The sequence below is a fragment of the Vibrio cyclitrophicus genome (assembly GCF_024347435.1).
Classification (GTDB): domain Bacteria; phylum Pseudomonadota; class Gammaproteobacteria; order Enterobacterales; family Vibrionaceae; genus Vibrio; species Vibrio cyclitrophicus.
On the sequence record NZ_AP025480.1, the window covers coordinates 1,799,882 to 1,816,653 of the forward strand.

At 44.2% G+C, this 16,772-nt stretch carries 14 protein-coding genes; 5 read left to right on the forward strand and 9 right to left on the reverse strand.

All coding sequences use genetic code 11. The features are described 5' to 3' along the window. Nucleotides 1-59: 59 nt before the first annotated feature. The 3 genes from fhuB to OCW38_RS07815 are packed head-to-tail and all read right to left on the reverse strand — an operon-like array spanning nucleotide 60 to nucleotide 3,768. Complete coding sequence (fhuB, locus tag OCW38_RS07805; protein WP_261893595.1) at nucleotides 60-2,036, reverse strand: Fe(3+)-hydroxamate ABC transporter permease FhuB; 1,977 nt, start codon at nucleotides 2,034-2,036, stop codon at nucleotides 60-62. Continuing rightward, nucleotides 2,033-2,992, reverse strand: coding sequence for an ABC transporter substrate-binding protein (locus tag OCW38_RS07810; protein WP_016769239.1), 960 nt, complete (start codon nucleotides 2,990-2,992; stop codon nucleotides 2,033-2,035). Before OCW38_RS07810 ends, fhuB begins: the two co-directional genes overlap by 4 nt. After that, a complete protein-coding gene (locus OCW38_RS07815; protein WP_065101247.1) occupies nucleotides 2,989-3,768 on the reverse strand; it encodes an ABC transporter ATP-binding protein in 780 nt (259 codons plus the stop codon). The genes OCW38_RS07810 and OCW38_RS07815 overlap by 4 nt, the downstream gene beginning before the upstream one ends. Nucleotides 3,769-4,006: 238 nt before the next feature. On the opposite strand from OCW38_RS07815, the gene OCW38_RS07820 reads away from it, so the two are divergent. Continuing rightward, nucleotides 4,007-4,807 (forward strand): 4'-phosphopantetheinyl transferase family protein, encoded by an 801-nt coding sequence (locus OCW38_RS07820; protein WP_102370773.1) that lies wholly within the window; start codon nucleotides 4,007-4,009, stop codon nucleotides 4,805-4,807. 19 nt (nucleotides 4,808-4,826) lie between these two features. Here the strand turns inward: OCW38_RS07820 and OCW38_RS07825 are convergent, their stop codons facing one another. The 3 genes from OCW38_RS07825 to OCW38_RS07835 all read right to left on the reverse strand — a co-directional run bounded on the left by OCW38_RS07825 (nucleotide 4,827) and on the right by OCW38_RS07835 (nucleotide 6,622). After that, complete coding sequence (locus OCW38_RS07825) at nucleotides 4,827-5,279, reverse strand: GNAT family N-acetyltransferase (protein ID WP_016769236.1); 453 nt, start codon at nucleotides 5,277-5,279, stop codon at nucleotides 4,827-4,829. Between the two features lie 67 nt (nucleotides 5,280-5,346). Next, on the reverse strand, nucleotides 5,347-5,481 hold the full coding sequence (locus OCW38_RS07830; protein ID WP_016784477.1) for a hypothetical protein: 135 nt from the start codon (nucleotides 5,479-5,481) through the stop codon (nucleotides 5,347-5,349). 13 nt (nucleotides 5,482-5,494) lie between these two features. Next, nucleotides 5,495-6,622 carry a PcfJ domain-containing protein gene (locus tag OCW38_RS07835; RefSeq protein WP_010441132.1) on the reverse strand — a complete coding sequence of 376 codons (1,128 nt, stop codon included), beginning with the start codon at nucleotides 6,620-6,622 and terminating at the stop codon, nucleotides 5,495-5,497. A 228-nt stretch (nucleotides 6,623-6,850) separates the two neighbouring features. Between OCW38_RS07835 and OCW38_RS07840 the strand changes: the two genes are divergently transcribed. From OCW38_RS07840 to OCW38_RS07855, 4 genes are all read left to right on the forward strand, one after another. Further along, nucleotides 6,851-7,273 (forward strand): universal stress protein, encoded by a 423-nt coding sequence (locus OCW38_RS07840; protein ID WP_010441133.1) that lies wholly within the window; start codon nucleotides 6,851-6,853, stop codon nucleotides 7,271-7,273. Nucleotides 7,274-7,527: 254 nt separating this feature from the next. Then, on the forward strand, nucleotides 7,528-9,015 hold the full coding sequence (locus OCW38_RS07845; RefSeq protein ID WP_261893600.1) for a DASH family cryptochrome: 1,488 nt from the start codon (nucleotides 7,528-7,530) through the stop codon (nucleotides 9,013-9,015). Further along, nucleotides 9,012-10,571, forward strand: coding sequence for a cryptochrome/photolyase family protein (locus OCW38_RS07850; protein WP_261893602.1), 1,560 nt, complete (start codon nucleotides 9,012-9,014; stop codon nucleotides 10,569-10,571). The genes OCW38_RS07845 and OCW38_RS07850 overlap by 4 nt, the downstream gene beginning before the upstream one ends. Beyond that, on the forward strand, nucleotides 10,571-11,311 hold the full coding sequence (locus OCW38_RS07855) for an SDR family oxidoreductase (RefSeq protein WP_010441136.1): 741 nt from the start codon (nucleotides 10,571-10,573) through the stop codon (nucleotides 11,309-11,311). The genes OCW38_RS07850 and OCW38_RS07855 overlap by 1 nt, the downstream gene beginning before the upstream one ends. A gap of 295 nt (nucleotides 11,312-11,606) precedes the next feature. On the opposite strand, the gene OCW38_RS07860 is transcribed toward OCW38_RS07855, so the two are convergent. The 3 genes from OCW38_RS07860 to OCW38_RS07870 form a co-directional block, all read right to left on the reverse strand. Continuing rightward, nucleotides 11,607-12,494 (reverse strand): PA4780 family RIO1-like protein kinase, encoded by an 888-nt coding sequence (locus OCW38_RS07860; RefSeq protein ID WP_010441137.1) that lies wholly within the window; start codon nucleotides 12,492-12,494, stop codon nucleotides 11,607-11,609. 225 nt (nucleotides 12,495-12,719) lie between these two features. Then, nucleotides 12,720-12,854, reverse strand: a complete 135-nt coding sequence (locus tag OCW38_RS07865; protein ID WP_010441138.1) for a DUF2256 domain-containing protein — start codon at nucleotides 12,852-12,854, stop codon at nucleotides 12,720-12,722. Nucleotides 12,855-13,055: 201 nt separating this feature from the next. Beyond that, a complete protein-coding gene (locus OCW38_RS07870; protein WP_261893605.1) occupies nucleotides 13,056-16,772 on the reverse strand; it encodes an AAA family ATPase in 3,717 nt (1,238 codons plus the stop codon).

Below are 16,772 nucleotides of genomic sequence, written 5' to 3' on the forward strand. Positions count from 1 at the left end.
GTTGAATCATGCAAACACTGAACCATAGAGCCTATTGCGACACGGCTCTAATGGCGCTGCTAAAGCCTTCTTAAGCCCCACATCAGGTACATGCCACCGATGATAGAAGCCACCAGCCCTACTGGGATTTCTTGCGGATAAAGCCATTGTCTACCGAGCCAATCAGAAAACAACATCAGTGCCATACCGATCAACGATGAACAAATGAGGTGCTCTTTAGCACGGCTATAACCAAACAATCTCGCCATGTGCGGTGCCATTAAACCAACGAAGCTCAACGGGCCAACCACCAATGTCGCACTCACGGTTAAACATGCCACCAGCACCAACAATAGGATTCGAGATCGAGACACGTTCACGCCAAGTGACTGCGCACTAGCCTGCCCTAGTGGTAAAACATCTAACCAACGAGCGCACACAAAACCGAGCGAAATAAATACAACCGAAGACAAAAGCAATGGCATTAACGTTACTTCAGTCACGTAATAAGTAGAGCCAGCTAACCACGCCAACACTTGATAGCTTCTCGGATCGCCCCCTGCCAACACGAAGCTTTGTACTGCATTCATCAGAGCCGTTATCGCGACGCCGGTAAGCAACACTCTTTCAGGTTGAAAGCCCGACTTTTGATTGAGTACAACTATGATGCCTAACGTACAGGCCGCACCAATAAAACCACCGGTGTAAAGACCAACAACGCTACTTCCTAGACCGGAAAAAATGGCAATGATCAAACCAAGAGCTGTACCAGAGCTTATACCAATCACTTCTGGGCTCGCCATTGGGTTGCCACTCAAACGCTGAACAATAGTTCCTGCGACCGCTAACATTCCTCCAGCTAGTGCACCCGCCATTAATCGAGGTAAACGCCACTCAAGCAATGCCCAATCGCGCGTTTGAAACAACCAACGCCAACCTTCACTCTGGACTGAAAACAGACTGAACACGATGAGCGAAAGAACAATCAACACTGTCGCCAACAACACAGAGCTTTTATTCAGGCGAGAAGCAATTTCATTATGACGCGTCAATACTGTTTGTGTTTGTGACTGGCTTTTCATCGACAGTTTCGGCAGTAACCACAACAGAAGCGGCGCGCCCAAAGCCGCTGTCGCTGCCCCTGTCGGAATAAACATCGACATAATGCCTGGCAGTTGTTGAATCAGGAGATCGGTTAGGCTCAATAGCAAACCGCCTAACATCATCGACACCAGCAACTTAGGTACTAAGCGGTGAATGCCCATTAAACGTGTCAAAGCCGGAGCCGCCAAGCCAACAAAACCAATCACACCAACTGCGCTCACAACCCAAGCAGTCAGCAATACTGCCAGCCCTAAGCAGACGACTCTCAACTTCGCCAGTGACACACCTAAGCTTTTAGCACCCTGCTCTGATAACTGGAGCAAACTTAAAGGCTTTACGAACAGAAACGCTATAAGTGTTGCGATAACCAAACGCGGTGCAAGATATTGAACATCCTCCCACCCAGTTTGGACCAAGGAACCTGCGCCCCAGATCATCAAACCATTGAGTTTGTCCTGGTTGATCATCAGAAGGACTGTGCTTACTGCGCCAAAATAGAGATTTACAACTAAACCAGAAACAATCACCACAGTTGGAGACAAGGCACGTCGCCACGATAGCGCAAACACCAAGCCAATGGTCGCAACGCCACCGATAAGTGCCACGAAGGAGTATGACCACTCTAAAAGCCAAGGGGCATAAAGTGTTGCGAGCATCAACGCAAAGCTTGAACCGCTTGCAACACCTAAGGTCGATGGCGAAGCTAATGGGTTTCTGAGCACTTGTTGCATCAACACACCAGCAACTGCCAGAGCTGCTCCTGACAATAAAGTGGTAAATAACCTAGGCCACCAAGCCAAATGCAGCTTAACCGACTCAGGTGAAGCAAAATCGGCCACCCACAGGCTCGATATTCGATCTAACCCGAACTGAGGTACGGATAAATGCAACCCAATGAGCATCAATGTAGAAACCATCAACAGAGTCAAGACTCCGAACGAGAGAACTCTCATAACACCTTCCCGTCATTCAGCTCAGAAACAATGAACCTTGCAAAGCGAGTGGCTGAAGGGATAGACCCAAAGCTCCATACCGCAGGAATCTGCAGTGCCGGATAACCCGACTCTTTCACTATATATTGCCAAAACTGATTCTTTTTAAGGTGCGCTTTTGTGCCCGCTGGCATAGGAGAAATAATTACAATCTGCCCTTCAACACCAATCAGTTGATCGACACCAACTAAGCTATAGCCCCACCCATTAGTCTGCCCTTTCCAAGCCGCTTGAAGGCCAATCTTATTTATCGACGCTTTATACAAACTGTTGTCACCAAAAACGCGAACGTGGTTGGTATCCATGAACTGAACCATTAATAACGCAGGTACGTCTTGTGGCAATGAGGAAGCCAAGCGGTCCATTTCGCGATTGGCTTTTTCGATTAGGATCTCAGCTTGTTGACTGACCTCAGTGACCTGGGCCAATAGACGAGTCACTCGCTCTAGCGCTGACCAATCCACATCTCCACTTCGGTACAAACCAATAGTGGTAACAGGTGCGATTTTGCTTAGTTGGGGCTCCAATGTTGAAAACATCGGAGAGAGTAATATTTTGTCTGGCTTGAGCTCATGAATACGCTCAAGATTTGGTTGGGTTCTTAGCCCAACATCAGCAACAGCATGAGGGATTTCTGGCGATTTAACCCAAGAGTTATAGTCTGGAATTTGCGCGACAGCAACAGGCGTAACACCAAGCGCTAATAGCGTTTCAGTATGGGTCCAATCAATCGAAACCATCCGCGGTGCATGGTGATTATTGGCATTAAGCGATTCTTGCTCGGCCATTGAAAAGGGAGATAACGTCATCAAGATAGATAAAAGTGTCACCGTCTTAATGCGGCTTGATCTCCGCAGACCGACGTAACTTAATAAGCAGTGATTGTTGAATGTACGAGAGCTAAACGGACACATCATGCTGGCTCCAAATCACCTGGCATCGCGACAGGGTAGCCTGCTGCATGCTGGGTAATGTGCATCGGAACGCCGTAGATATCTTGTAATACCGGCTCTCTAAATACCTCGTCAACCTCACCTTCAATCAGTAACTCCCCACTATGTAAGGCAATGATATGGTTGCAGAAACGTGCTGCCATGTTGATGTCGTGTATTACGATGATCACGCCAATATTCAAAGTGCTACTCAGGCGTTTAATCAAGGTCAGCATCTCAATCTGGTGGCCGATATCGAGTGCAGACAATGGCTCATCAAGTAATAGATACTTGGTTCGCTGTGCTAACAACATAGCTAGCCAAACACGCTGGCGTTCACCACCAGATAAAGTGTCAACCAAACGATCGGCGTACTTAGCCGTATCAGTTAGTTGCATCGCCTCTTGAACGTACTGTTTGTCTTTACTCGAAAGGCGCCCTAATAAGCCATGCCATGGATAACGACCAAAGCTGACTAAGTCTTGTCCAGACAAGCTGTCAGTGGCTGGTAAATGTTGTGGTAAGTATGCGATCTGCTTGGCGAAATCTTTATCCGACCACTTAGCGATCGATTTGTCTTTTAGAATGATGTCGCCAGATGTGGCGTTCTGTTGCTTTGCCAACAACTTCAATAACGTCGATTTCCCCGAACCATTGTGCCCAACCAAAGCGTAAATTTTTCCTTGCTCAAACGATACATTGAACGCCTTGAGTAGCTGTTTATCCCCGACGCTAAAACCGAGCCCTTTTGCTTCGAGCATATCTTCAACCTTAAAACACACCATTCACTAAAAAATTAATGAAATATGAACATATTCATAAAATCATTAACAGACACGCTTTTATACACTTGCAAAAATTCAAATGCAAACGATTTTCATTTAGATTAAACTATATACCATACTAGCTTTTCCCCTATAATTTAAAGGGTTAGAAGCTTAGCTTTAGAATATAAAGCTTAGAGTCAATTATTCACCGTGTTGCAAAATGGTAAACTCAATGATGAACAACCCCTTTCGTCCGCTTCCTGGAAATTTTGGCTTTATGAGCAATGAACTAGCCCTTGATACTGAAACAGCGCTATGGCCTTTTGGATACGCCAACACAGGGGTGAACAATACAACGGCGCGAAGCGACGGTGTCGACATCCAGCTAACACAGTTCGACTACACGCGCTTTTGCGACAGTATGTTTGAACAAACCAATATTTATTGCCCTGAAGCTATCATCCGCTCCATTAACAAGAGAAAAGCTGAGTATTTTGTTGGTCGCTATTTAGTGGCGAGCAAGCTAGAGGAATTAGGCTTCGAACATTGCACTCTTGAGCCGAACATCGACCGTAGCCCTCAATTCCCTGTTGGCACTATTGGATCCATTTCGCACTGCGAAAGCTTGGCATGCGTTGCAGTTACCCCCTCCTATCATTCAGATCGAGAGAATCTTGGTATCGATGTGCAAAAGATCATTTCGAGTGATGTTTGCAACGAAATTGGAAGCATGATTGTAGAGGGACAAGAAGTCGATTTAGCAATGAGTGCAGGGTTAACCAAAGAGCAAGCCATCACACTGCTCTTTTCAGCTAAAGAGTCGATATACAAAGCACTCGTTAAGTTCTCTACGCGAGATTTGAATTTTAAAGATGCGAAATTGAAGCAAATAACCCAAAATGCAATGGAGTTTGGGATAAGTGAAAGCGTTAATCTGAGAAATAGCGCATTGAAGGAAATAAGCTGCGAATACTGGTACTTAGAATCGCACAAAGCCTTTTTAACCTTTTGCTACTACTCACATGACAAGTAGCTGCTGTGCTATAAAGATTCTAAAATAAGACGCTTACTACATGGTGCGCGGGGTCGGATTCTATATCAACAATTGACCAGTCGAGTGAAAGATATAACGGTGCAGTATTAGTGTAGGCGTACAACTTAGAAGTTGAGTCAGTCTCGGGTTGAGATTGATAATAGTCTGGCATTTGTGCGAGTGCTCGCTTAATCAATTCACTGGCAATACCTTGACCACGCCATTTCTCATCAACATAAACCGCATTAATCCAAACCACATCATTCACTTGATGAGGTTCCTGAAAGTGGGAGTACGCCAAGCCACCAATGACCACATTATCGCGAAGTGCTGTTATAACAGGAGGGAGTTGTATGTTTTCTTTATAGGTGTCTTTAAAATTAAAATCAGACCATTCACTTTGAAATAAGCCTTCTAACACACTCCAATAAGGTGAGCTTTCATCACAATTTCTAAATATTACTTTCTGCATTTTTTCCGTCCTTTGAAAGGGAGTAATTTGGCCATCCTAGCCTTGTTTAATCTAAGTGTAGGTAAAGCTACTCTTCTTCGTCGTATTCGTCTGCTGGGTCTTGATTTATCTCTTCCCCACACCCTAGGCATTCGCCTTGTAGATCCGTAGGCATCACAATAATCAAACCACAATGTGGGCATAGATCGCCTTGTTGATACATATAAGCGGTCCCTTTACTTCATGTACTTGTGTTTACTTTCTTCTAACCAGTCGTGAATCACTTGCCGTGCGGATTTCGATGGTTGTACATTTCTTTTTCCGCAGATTTGGTCAATTTCAAACGGAAATGCTTTGCTCGGAACACGGCGCAAACCTATAGTTAGTCTTTGGGGTTTAAGCATGCGGAATACCACATAACGATCGCTCATGATTCGGTTGTGATAGACACCAATACAGTGCTTCTGCTCAATGCCTTCGCGTTCCAAATCGTAATAATCAGTGAGGGGATGAATATTGTCGTTCCCTAGCAAAGGAACGGGATAAGGAATGTCTTTATCCATTGGTCGGTTACCTTCTAAGCGACGTAATTGACGCTGTTCCGTCCAACGGTCGTGAAGTTGTTCAAACATCGCAAAAGAGTTCTGACTGGTAATGGCACGAAGCGGATCTCCTATCTCCAAATCTTGCCCTAGCAATATCGCATCTTGGAACATCGCCATTTTCGATGGTGCATTAAGTCTGCCTTCTTTAACCATAGCAATACCTAATCGGCTGCCAGTTAAAAACGGATGAACCTGATCCAAACGCAACGCTGTGTAGCCTACTTTGGAATAATGCTTAAACTTCAATACGCGTCTTTGCAGAGGTTCAAGAATACGCATTATATGGTCAAGCTCATCACCCACATTGTAGTGAAGCTCTAATTTATCGATGAATTTGAGGGTGGCCTTACTGCTATCTAAGCCCAATTTCTCAAGGATCTTCTTTTGCCCTAAACGGCTAAGCGCCAACGCCTTTTGGTTATCAACGCTGTATTTCATGCAAATCAACGCCAAGATGACCGGACGCAACTCCAATAATTGCCCAGCCTCATAGGTATTCGCAGCCAACCACAGCATTTGATATTGGTACTCTGGGAAATCGTCTGTGATCTCACGATAGCGAACCGGCAATGAGTTTAACCAACGACCGTCAACATCAAATTGCTCGACAAGATTTAAGCTTAAACCAATGCCACCATCAAGTGGCCGCCTACCACCTTCAAACACATGAAAGCCGGCCAGCTTTTGAGACCAGTCACTGATTTCAATGTCATAATCAAAGCCTAATGTTCGAGTAGGAATGGTAAGTAATGCTGTCATTAGTGCCTCTTAGTTATTAGCGCATTAGTTTGTTGAATCGCGTAGAACATCGAGCGCGCTTCACTATAACAACCTTTTGTAAATTTCTTATCAATCAAAGCGATATAAATATCACAATGCTTAGAAGATCTTTGAATGACGTTTTTGCGCAATATGGGACCTCTTCGATATAATTTACGCCAACAAAAACTATGCTTGTAAAAGAAATCACAATAAGAGGCTTTAATTATGGAATACCGACATATTCTGGTCGCACTTGAACTGTCTGAAGACACTAAAATTCTCATTGATAGAGCGACCTTCTTTGCGAACAAACTAGAGGCTAGTATTTCGTTTGTTTATATCGATGGTACACACGGAGAAATTTATCCAGAACTCGTTGATATTCAGGGAAATAGCAGTGATCTACCTTTCAATGAAGATACCTTAGCAAAATTGAAAGAGTTCGAGACTTACGCCAAACATCCAATCAACCATATCTTTGTGGGTACTGGTGATTTGAACAACAAGCTCAAAAATACCATCGAGGCAAACAAAGTCGACCTGTTGCTATGTGGTCACCACCATGATTTTTGGCATAAGATCATCTCCCATTCGAAACAAATTATCGACACCTCTCCAGTCGATATCTTAGTCGTCCCAATGGAGTAGGCTGATTTTAAAATATACGATGCCTAAGAGAAAGGACGTTGAAGCCAAACACGATTAGCCAACCTCTCTCCGTGTTATTGGTTGGCTTGTGCGCTCTTTCGCTTCTATCTTCTTTCGGTTATGTACTCTTTAACCTCGTTCTCGTGTCCACTTTAAATCGCCCACTACTATCATCGACGTCCAGCATTCATTTGTGATCTTAGCGCCCGATCAACTCGTAAGCGTCTAATAATTAACAAAACAGAGTGTAAACAATGAAGAAGATTGGCCTCTATCTTTTCACCAACGATTTAAGAGCCGACGATAACGAGTTGCTTGGTAAAGCGTCTCGGCTCGTTGATGAACTGATATGTGTAGTGATCGAGCCGAATTTGTCCGTATTCTCTCGCAAGTTTGCGAAAGAGCAACAATATGGGGCAGAGCGAGCAAAATTCATTTCTCAGTCTATTACTGATTTAGAAAGCCGCCTAGCTAACCTAGGGCAAGAGCTCATCGTTCTGCGATCTTCAACATTAACTGATGAGGAAATGAGTAGAGACTTCGCACTGAGTGAAATTATCAAATCACAGCAAGCCACACACTTGTTTGTGAGTCATCATTGTGGCTTTGACGAGCGACATCTTGTGCAATCGATACAGTTTAACTTTCCAAAATTAATTTTAATGCAGCAGCATCATTCAACTCTGTTAGAGCTGGAGCAGCTTCCCTTTGAGTTATCTAAGTTACCTCGCTCGTTCACCAAGTTTAGAAAATTAGTCGAGCACTTACCTATTGATACACAAAGCCTAAGCATCACCACACTACCACCAATGCCTAAAGCTTTGTCACACTGTCACTCGAAACAGGCCTCTAATTCAAAGTTCGATGAACACTGCCTAAACATCAGCAACACAAACGTAAACGGTTTACACAACAGCAGCTTCTTTGGCGGAGAGCAAGCCGGCCTAGCGCATTTGCACGACTATTTTTCACATCCCTATGCTCACCAATATAAACAGACCAGAAACGCGTTCGATGGCAAAGAAAATTCAACCAAGTTCTCACCATGGTTAGCGCTCGGCTGTGTCTCACCAAAGACGATCTACCGCAACCTTGTCCAATTTGAAGCGAAACATGGCTCAAACGATTCAACCTATTGGATTTTCTTTGAGCTACTTTGGCGTGAGTATTTTTATTGGAAGTGCTTATCTTTAGGGTCATCCCTGTTTCAAAACGGCACAGACAACCCAAGCATCGATTCGGTCCTGGCAACCAACACGACTCAACAAAACTTCGCTAATTGGAAATGCGGCAATACGGGCTATCCGATTGTCGACGCCTGCATGCGCCAACTTAATACTACGGGGTACGTGTCTAATCGTGGCCGACAATTGGCCGCAAGTTGTTTGATTTATGAATTAGGAGTGGATTGGCGAAACGGCGCCGCTTATTTCGAAAGCCAACTCGTTGACTATGACGTGGCATCGAACTGGGGAAATTGGGCGTATATCGCTGGGGATCTTAATCAACCAGTCCACAACACTCAATCAAGCCATAACAACCAATCAATCCATAACAACCAATCAATCCATAACAACCAATCAATCCACAAGGATCAAAGTATAAACCAATCACAGCCTAAATCACGCCACTTTGATCTAGCAAAACAGACAGAGATGTACGATCCAGACCACGTCTTTATTAATCAATGGAAAGAGACGGGCCAGCATACAACCTCCGCCTCTAAGCAGGACAAGCTATGAAATTCAAAACTGTACGCCTTATTTTTGGTGATCAACTCAACATTGAACACTCTTGGTTTCAGCAAGTCGACGACAGTGTGATTTATATGATCGCTGAGCTCAAACAAGAAACGGATTATGTCGCGTCTCACATTCAGAAAGTCGCTGCATTTTTCTCTGCCATGTCCTATTTCGCCAACGAACTCACTCAACAAGGTCATCAGGTACTGCATTTAACATTGGATGACACAGCGCAATTCGAAAACCTGGATGCCCTGCTTCAACATTATGTAAGCGAGTTCGACGCCGAAAAATTTGAATACCAAAGACCGGATGAATATCGCTTACTTCAGCAAATGGCAAAACTCAAACTAACCAATGTTACCAAAGGATGTTGTGATACTGAGCACTTCTTATTTCCGTTTGAGGAAATTGAAACGCAGTTTCCGAAAGACAAACACATTATGATGGAACACTTCTATCGTCGGATGAGAAAACGTTTCGACATTTTGTTGGAGGATGACAAACCGGTTGGTGGTAAGTGGAACTACGATGCCAACAATCGTAAAAAGCTTAAGAAGCAAGACATCGCCAACTTACCGCAGCCTTTGATGTTCTCTAACGATATCTCGGACCTTTTGAAGCGCATCGAGCGTCATCATGTACAAACCATTGGCGAAGTTGGTGAGCAACTCTTATGGCCAGTAAACCGAGCTCAAAGCTTGTCTCTACTCGCTCATTTTTGCCAAGTTTGCTTGCCACTGTTTGGTCAATTTCAAGATGCAATGACTACAGAACACGATTCAAAGTGGAGCTTGTATCATTGTCGTCTCTCTTTTTCTTTGAACAGCAAGTTGCTTAGCCCTCGCGAAGTCATTGATGCGGCACTCTCGGCTTTTGAAGCGTCAAAGGCTCAAGATAAACCAAGCATCGATATCGCTCAGGTCGAAGGTTTCGTACGCCAAATACTTGGTTGGCGTGAGTACATTCGAGGCGTGTATTGGGCCAACATGCCCGCTTATGCCAATAAAAACTATTATTCAGCCGACCGACAATTACCTCATTACTTTTGGGATGGTCAAACCAAAATGAATTGCATGAAGCACGCGATTGGTCAATCCCTTGAGTTTGCTTATGCACATCACATTCAGAGGCTGATGATCACTGGCAACTTCTGCTTGATAACTGCCATAGCACCTGACCAAGTCGACAGTTGGTACCTTGGCATTTACGTAGATGCGATTGAATGGGTCGAAATGCCAAATACGCGAGGTATGGCACTGTTTGCGGATGGCGGCATCGTAGGAACCAAACCATACTCTGCCAGCGGTTCGTACATCAACCGTATGAGTGATTACTGTAAAGGATGCCACTATCAGATAAAAGAGCGCAGCGGTGAATCCTCTTGCCCATTCAATAGCTTGTACTGGCGCTTCATGAATCAACATCGCGATGCGTTAAACCGTAACCCGCGCATGGGCATGTTATATCGATCTTGGGACAATATGGATCAGCAAGACCAACAAGCAATTCTCGATACTGCAGAACAACGACTGACTAACTTGGAGAACTTATAATGGTGGAACAACTCAGATTACAAATATTAGTCATTGGTGGCAGCGGCGGAATTGGTTTCGCAGTGGTTCAACACCTACTGTCTGAGCTGTCTCATTTTGATTTTCTCGATGTTCAGGTTGATGCAACTTACCACTCGCAATGCCCCACTCTTGAAGACACGCGACTTCACTGGCATCAACTCGATGCAACCAACGAAACAGAAGTCGCACAACTAAGCGCGAGGTTCAATAAACTTGATTGGTTAATCAACTGCGTAGGGATGCTTCACACACCAAACCTTGGGCCGGAAAAGAACTTATCGTCTATCGACCCTGAATTTTTTCTGAAAAACATCTCTGTTAATACACTACCAAGCTTACTGTTGGCTAAACATTTCACACCTGTTCTAAGATTCAGTGACAATCCAAAATTCGCGGTCGTCTCAGCTAAGGTAGGCAGTATTTCAGATAACAGATTAGGCGGTTGGTACAGCTATCGCTCATCAAAAGCAGCGTTAAACATGTTTATCAAAACCATGTCGATTGAATGGCAACGAACGGTTAAGAAAGGAACCGTGTTAGTACTGCATCCAGGTACAACCGATACCGCGTTGTCAAAGCCATTTCAAGCGAATGTGCCTGAAGGAAAGCTGTTTGAATCGAGCTACGTCGCCCACCAACTGGTCGACATAATCAGCAGTGCAATACCGGAAAACAGTGGCAACTTTTACGCGTATGATGGTGAGCAATTGACTTGGTGATAAGGACTACCGATCGTGGTAAATAATTCTGACCATAGATCGTTAAAAAATCCGATAACCTCGTCTGAACTTTTGATTCTAGAATCATTACTTATCGAAAAACACGGCTTCGTTCTCTACCGTTTCTAAGCTATCGTTGTTAAATCACTTACTGTGATTGGTATAAAAACAGAAAACCCAACAGAGTTTTGGCTCTATTGGGTTTAGTCGTCTGGAAGAAGCAGTTCGTTACAGTTAACGTTGTCTTATCAAAAGAGGCATAGCTTAGGTTCAGCTTTGATTTAATTGGTCTTTACTAAGACTCAGACCAATTAAATTTGCTGTCGTCGACACCTTCTTTTTCTTCTTTAACACGTTCACGACGGTGTTGTTCTTCAACTCTTGCCGCATCTATCTCTTGCATGATAGCTTCGATATCCGCTAATTCATCGGTTTCTGTAAACTCACCGGTTAGCTTAGTATCTGGCTTAAGGTCGCCCTTCTCGTACAGAGCCCATATTTCCTTAGCATACTCTGTCGTTGATAACTCTGGTGCAAACTGAGCGTAATAATCACGAATATTATTTACGTCGCGAGTCAACATCCACTCTGCATTATTATTGGCAGATGCATCAACCGCTTGTGGTAAATCAATGATCACTGGACCATATTCATCCACAAGCACGTTGAACTCAGACAAGTCGCCATGAATCAAACCAACACACAGCATTTTGACCACGTAGGTCATCATAACTTGGTGATCTTCAATCGCTTGTTCAGCTGGCATCACGACATCGTTTAGTCTTGGCGCGACATAACCGTCATCATCAGTGACTAGCTCCATAAGAAGCACGCCGTCGAAACAGCCATAAGGAATGGGTACACGAACGCCTGCCTCTGCCAATTTATATAAAGCATCAACTTCAGCGCTTTGCCATACTTTTTCTTGTTGCTCACGACCGAAACCCGAGCCCTTTTCCATGGCTCTAGCTCGACGGCTATTACGGACTTTGCGCCCTTCTCGATATGCTGTCGCTTTCTTGAAGCTACGTTGGCTTATTTCTTTATAAACCTTGGCACAACGGATCGTATCGCCGCAGCGTACTATATACACTGACGCTTCTTTGCCACTCATCAGTTGGCTTGTTACCTCGTCGACTAAACCATCGTCAACTAAAGGCTGTATTCTTTTTGGTATCTTCATGCCGCCTTTATACAGCAGTTATCTTACAGATAGAAATATTAACTTAAGAAATGAAGAAGTGATTATCAATTGGTTCTTAAAACCATTAAGAATTGGGGTGATTGTTTTTTTAAACAGCGATTTGGTGTTGATGTCACTTGATTGGAGTAATGGCTGTGTTTGTAGATCGGTAGGCTTTTAAGTCTAACACTTTAAGTGTCACTGGTTGGATCATATCGATCTAAATTAGGATTTGTTGCGACGACAGCGTTCTGAACAATAGATGACATTTTCCCAGCAACGCTCCCACTTCTTGCGCCATGCAAATGGTTTTTGGCAAACCGGACATATCTTCGTGGGTAGATATGGTTTCTTGTGCATTGATGCTTCCTTATCGCTGAATGAACTTTCTTCGTTTACTAGAGATTCCCCATTACGCTCGCCCCTCGCTTCGATGAATGACGGCGGTGAAAGATAACAGCCCAACGCCGTCAACCTCCAGAAGGGAGAGCGACAGAGCCGATGAGCTGTTTTATCTTTATCTATGCCTGCATGTATTTGTACACACAGAGAAAAGTTTAACTAAACAACAACCTTGTATTGTTCTTCCATTTCACTGAAGCCAAGGCCTGAGTGTTTGGTCACCTTGAGCTGCACAGGCACGCGCTCTTTCAATGCTTCTACGTGGCTTATCACACCAATCATCTTGCCTGAAGCGTTCAAGTTATCTAATGCGTTAAGCGCTATATCCAAGGTATCACTGTCTAGCGTTCCGAAACCCTCATCGAGGAACAACGAATCAATACTGGTTTTGTGGCTTACAAGATCAGATAGCGCTAACGCTAGTGCCAAACTCACCAAGAAGCTTTCACCACCCGAGAGCGTTTTGGTATCTCGCATCACATCGCCCTGCCAAGTATCTAGCACTTGCAACTCTAAAGCATCATCAACCTTACGTTTCAATTCATAGCGCCCATGCAAACGTTGTAGCTGTTTATTGGCTAAGTACACCAAGTTCTCAAGTGTTAAGCCCTGAGCGAACTTACGGAACTTGTCACCATTTCTTGAGCCAATCAAAGAATTCAAACGTGATATGTCATCAAACTCCAATTGCTGTTCTTCTATCTGTTTGAACAAGTCTTGTTGGTTGCTGCGATTCTGACGGTCGGTCTCTAGATTCGCAGAAATTGCACCTATTTGAGTAGCATGTTGTTGCTGTTCATTTTGACATTGAGCCGTCGCTAGCTCTACTTCATTTTGCGGTAAGGCGCTCCATGTTTCGGCTTTCTCGTGAGCTTGCAGTTCAACTCTATTCGCTTTAGCACTGTTCAATCTCGCCTGTGCGCTTACGATTGCTTCTTCAAGTGTCTTCTTCAAGCTTTGAAGTTGAGTTCTAACCTCTTCGTCTAGCAACGCAGCTTCAAAATCAGCCTCACTTTCAAATGGGCTAGCTTTCATTGCTTCTAACCAAGCACGCTGCGCTTGCGTATGAGCTGATTGCTTGCTCATCAACTCTTCAGAGAAGCTTGTGTGTTTGGTTTGTTCGGTTCGATGTTCAAGTTCGCAACGGTTAAGCACCAACTGAGCGGCATCAAATGTACTCACCGCTTCAGTGACTTTTTGCTTCATCGCATTGCTGGTGGTTTGAATGTCTTTATCACCAAATAACTCTGTCCTTTCAGCAGTTACACGAGTGAGCTCTGACACTAAAGACTCACTCTCTTGCGTCAATGTCGCAAGCTCTTTCTCAAGGCTGCTCAACTTGTCATCTAGCGTTTTCAATTCAGCATTTTGAGTGAGTAGCTGCTTCTCAATATCGGCCTGTTGCTGTTTAGTTTGCTGCCATGTGTTTGATGCTTGCGATTTTGCAGTAAACCAATCATCAATATGCTCAAGTTCAGGTGCTTCAATAGAAGTTTGAACAATACTCTCTTTCAAAGAGTTCCATTGCTGCTCTTTCGTTTGAGCGATCTGAGCCACTTGTTTAATTGTGCTGTGGTTTTGCTTATTCAAGTCAGCTAAGCGTTGCTCGGCCAACTCAAGGTTAGATTGCGCCTTGTCAGCCATAACACTTACAGATAAGCGTTGTTTCTCAGCTTCGGCATAGTGAGCTTTAGCATCACCTAGCTCTTTGAGTTGCTGCGAGATCTGACTTAGTAGAAGTTCACACTGCTGAGCGAAAGTCGCAACTGAAGCTTCATTGCCTAAATCGCTTACCGTCAACAATGCTAATTCTGGAGCCGTGCCAACGAAATCCGATAAGCTCTGCTGAAGCTTACCAACAATGCCTTGCCAGTTAAGTTGAGCTTGCTGAATATCCTCTTGCGCACGTTGAATGTCATCGTTAAGCCCCGTAATCATTGGTGCTAGAGAATCTAACTGTTGACGGTGCTCTTGGCCGTCCTTTTTAATAACCGCTAGCTCATGCTTTTCACGTTCTTGTTGAGCAACTAAGTTGGCAATATCTTGTGACTGCTCAATATAATGGTCTGTTGAACCACACAGTGGGCATTCAGATCCAGATTCTAATGCTGCACGATATTTTGCCAGTTCGCCTTCTTGATCAATCAAGCGCGTTAATCGCTCAAGTGAAGTCTCTTTTTCTTTGTATCGCTCCACCAGCACTGCACGCTCTTTCGAAAGCTTGTCGACCAACTGAGTGTTAGTTCGATGACCCTGAGTTTTAGCGTGCAGCTGTTGCTGGGCATTTAAGAAGCCACGATTAACCTCAAGCAATGAGTGCGTATTGCGATTCCAAAACTCCAACAGGTTTTTTTGTGCATTCAACACTTGTTCACTGGTGTTGCCTTGCAATGCTTCCCATTGTTGCTCTGCATTGCTTTCCTTTACAACCAGTTCAGCTAATGCTTTGTCTTGCGATGCTTTTTCTTCTTGAGCTGACTTGATCACTGATTGCTGAGCATCAACCGCAGACAAGGCTTGCTTCGCTAAGTTCAACTGCTCTGAATGCTGACGCTCAAGGGTGCGAACTTGCTCTACTTTGGCTTGCCACTGACCTAAGTATTTTTCTAGATGTTGGTCAGCTTGATGAGTATTTAGGTAATCAGTGCTGAGTTGCTCTTGTTGTTTCAGCTCATCAGTTTTTTGAACTAAAACGAGCTGTTGATTACGCTGTTGCATTTGTTGGTCGTTTAGCGTGTTCGCTGCGTTAACGGCCACTGTCTGTTTATCTTTGAGCACTGCAATTTGGTTATCGAGTGGGCGAACTTGCTCAATGATCTTCTCCTGATCTTGCTGCTCGGATTTGACTTGTTCGACAATCACACTGCTTTGAGTCAGTTTAGTCTGTGCGTCTTGTTTTTCTGCATCACGGACAGCAAGTAACTTGGTACTATTGCCTAAGTTAGCTTGAGTGGTGTTGACCTCTTGCTCGCAACGCTTTAGATCTTTGTGCATTGGACGCAGTTTTTCAGCAGGTTCACTGTTTGCTAAACGAACTAATGATGTTTGGTTGCGATCTAGTTCATCTTGAGCCGTTTTAAGATCGTGCTCACTGGTCGTGATAGTTTGCTCAGCTTTGGTCACTTCTTTCCACCAACTGAGATGTGCTTGCCACTCTTTCAGCTGATCGGCTAAACGCTTCTGTTCAGCTTCGAGAGCCTCTCGCTCGCCAGTCAGTTCTTGGATTTGCTCTTCAGACAGTAAACTCACGCCTTCTGCTTTCGCTTTAAGGTGATTAAGTGACTCTTCGCTCGATTTGAAGTGATCATAAATACGCTCTGAAATCAGGCTGTAGACTTCTGTACCAGTCAGCTCTTCAAGGAGTTCTGCTCGATCATTTGCATTGGCATTTAGGAACGCTGCAAACTCACCTTGTGAAAGCATGATCGATTTAGTGAAGCGAGAAAAGTCCAAACCCGTTACGGTTTCAACCATCTTAATTTTCTTAGTCAGCTGCGTTTCTAAAACCACATCGCTGTCTGCATCTGCAAACTCACAAGTTGGCGTTTGCAGCGCGCCATCGTGCTTACCACGAGCTCTTTTATGATGAAAGTTCGAACGGTAAGTTTTTCCTTTTACTTCAAATTCAATCTCAGCAAAACATTCGCCAGTGCCGCGCGTCATCAGCTCATTAGTGCCTTTGGCGATACTTCTTAACCGTGGTGTACGATGAAACAATGCCAAACAAATCGCATCAAGAATCGTCGTCTTACCGGCCCCGGTAGGGCCGGTGATCGCAAACAAGCCGTTTTCGGCAAAAGGCGACTGTGTGAAATCGAGCTTCCAACGCCCTTTCAAAGAGTTTAAGTTTTCAAATTCTAAGCTTAAGATTTTCAT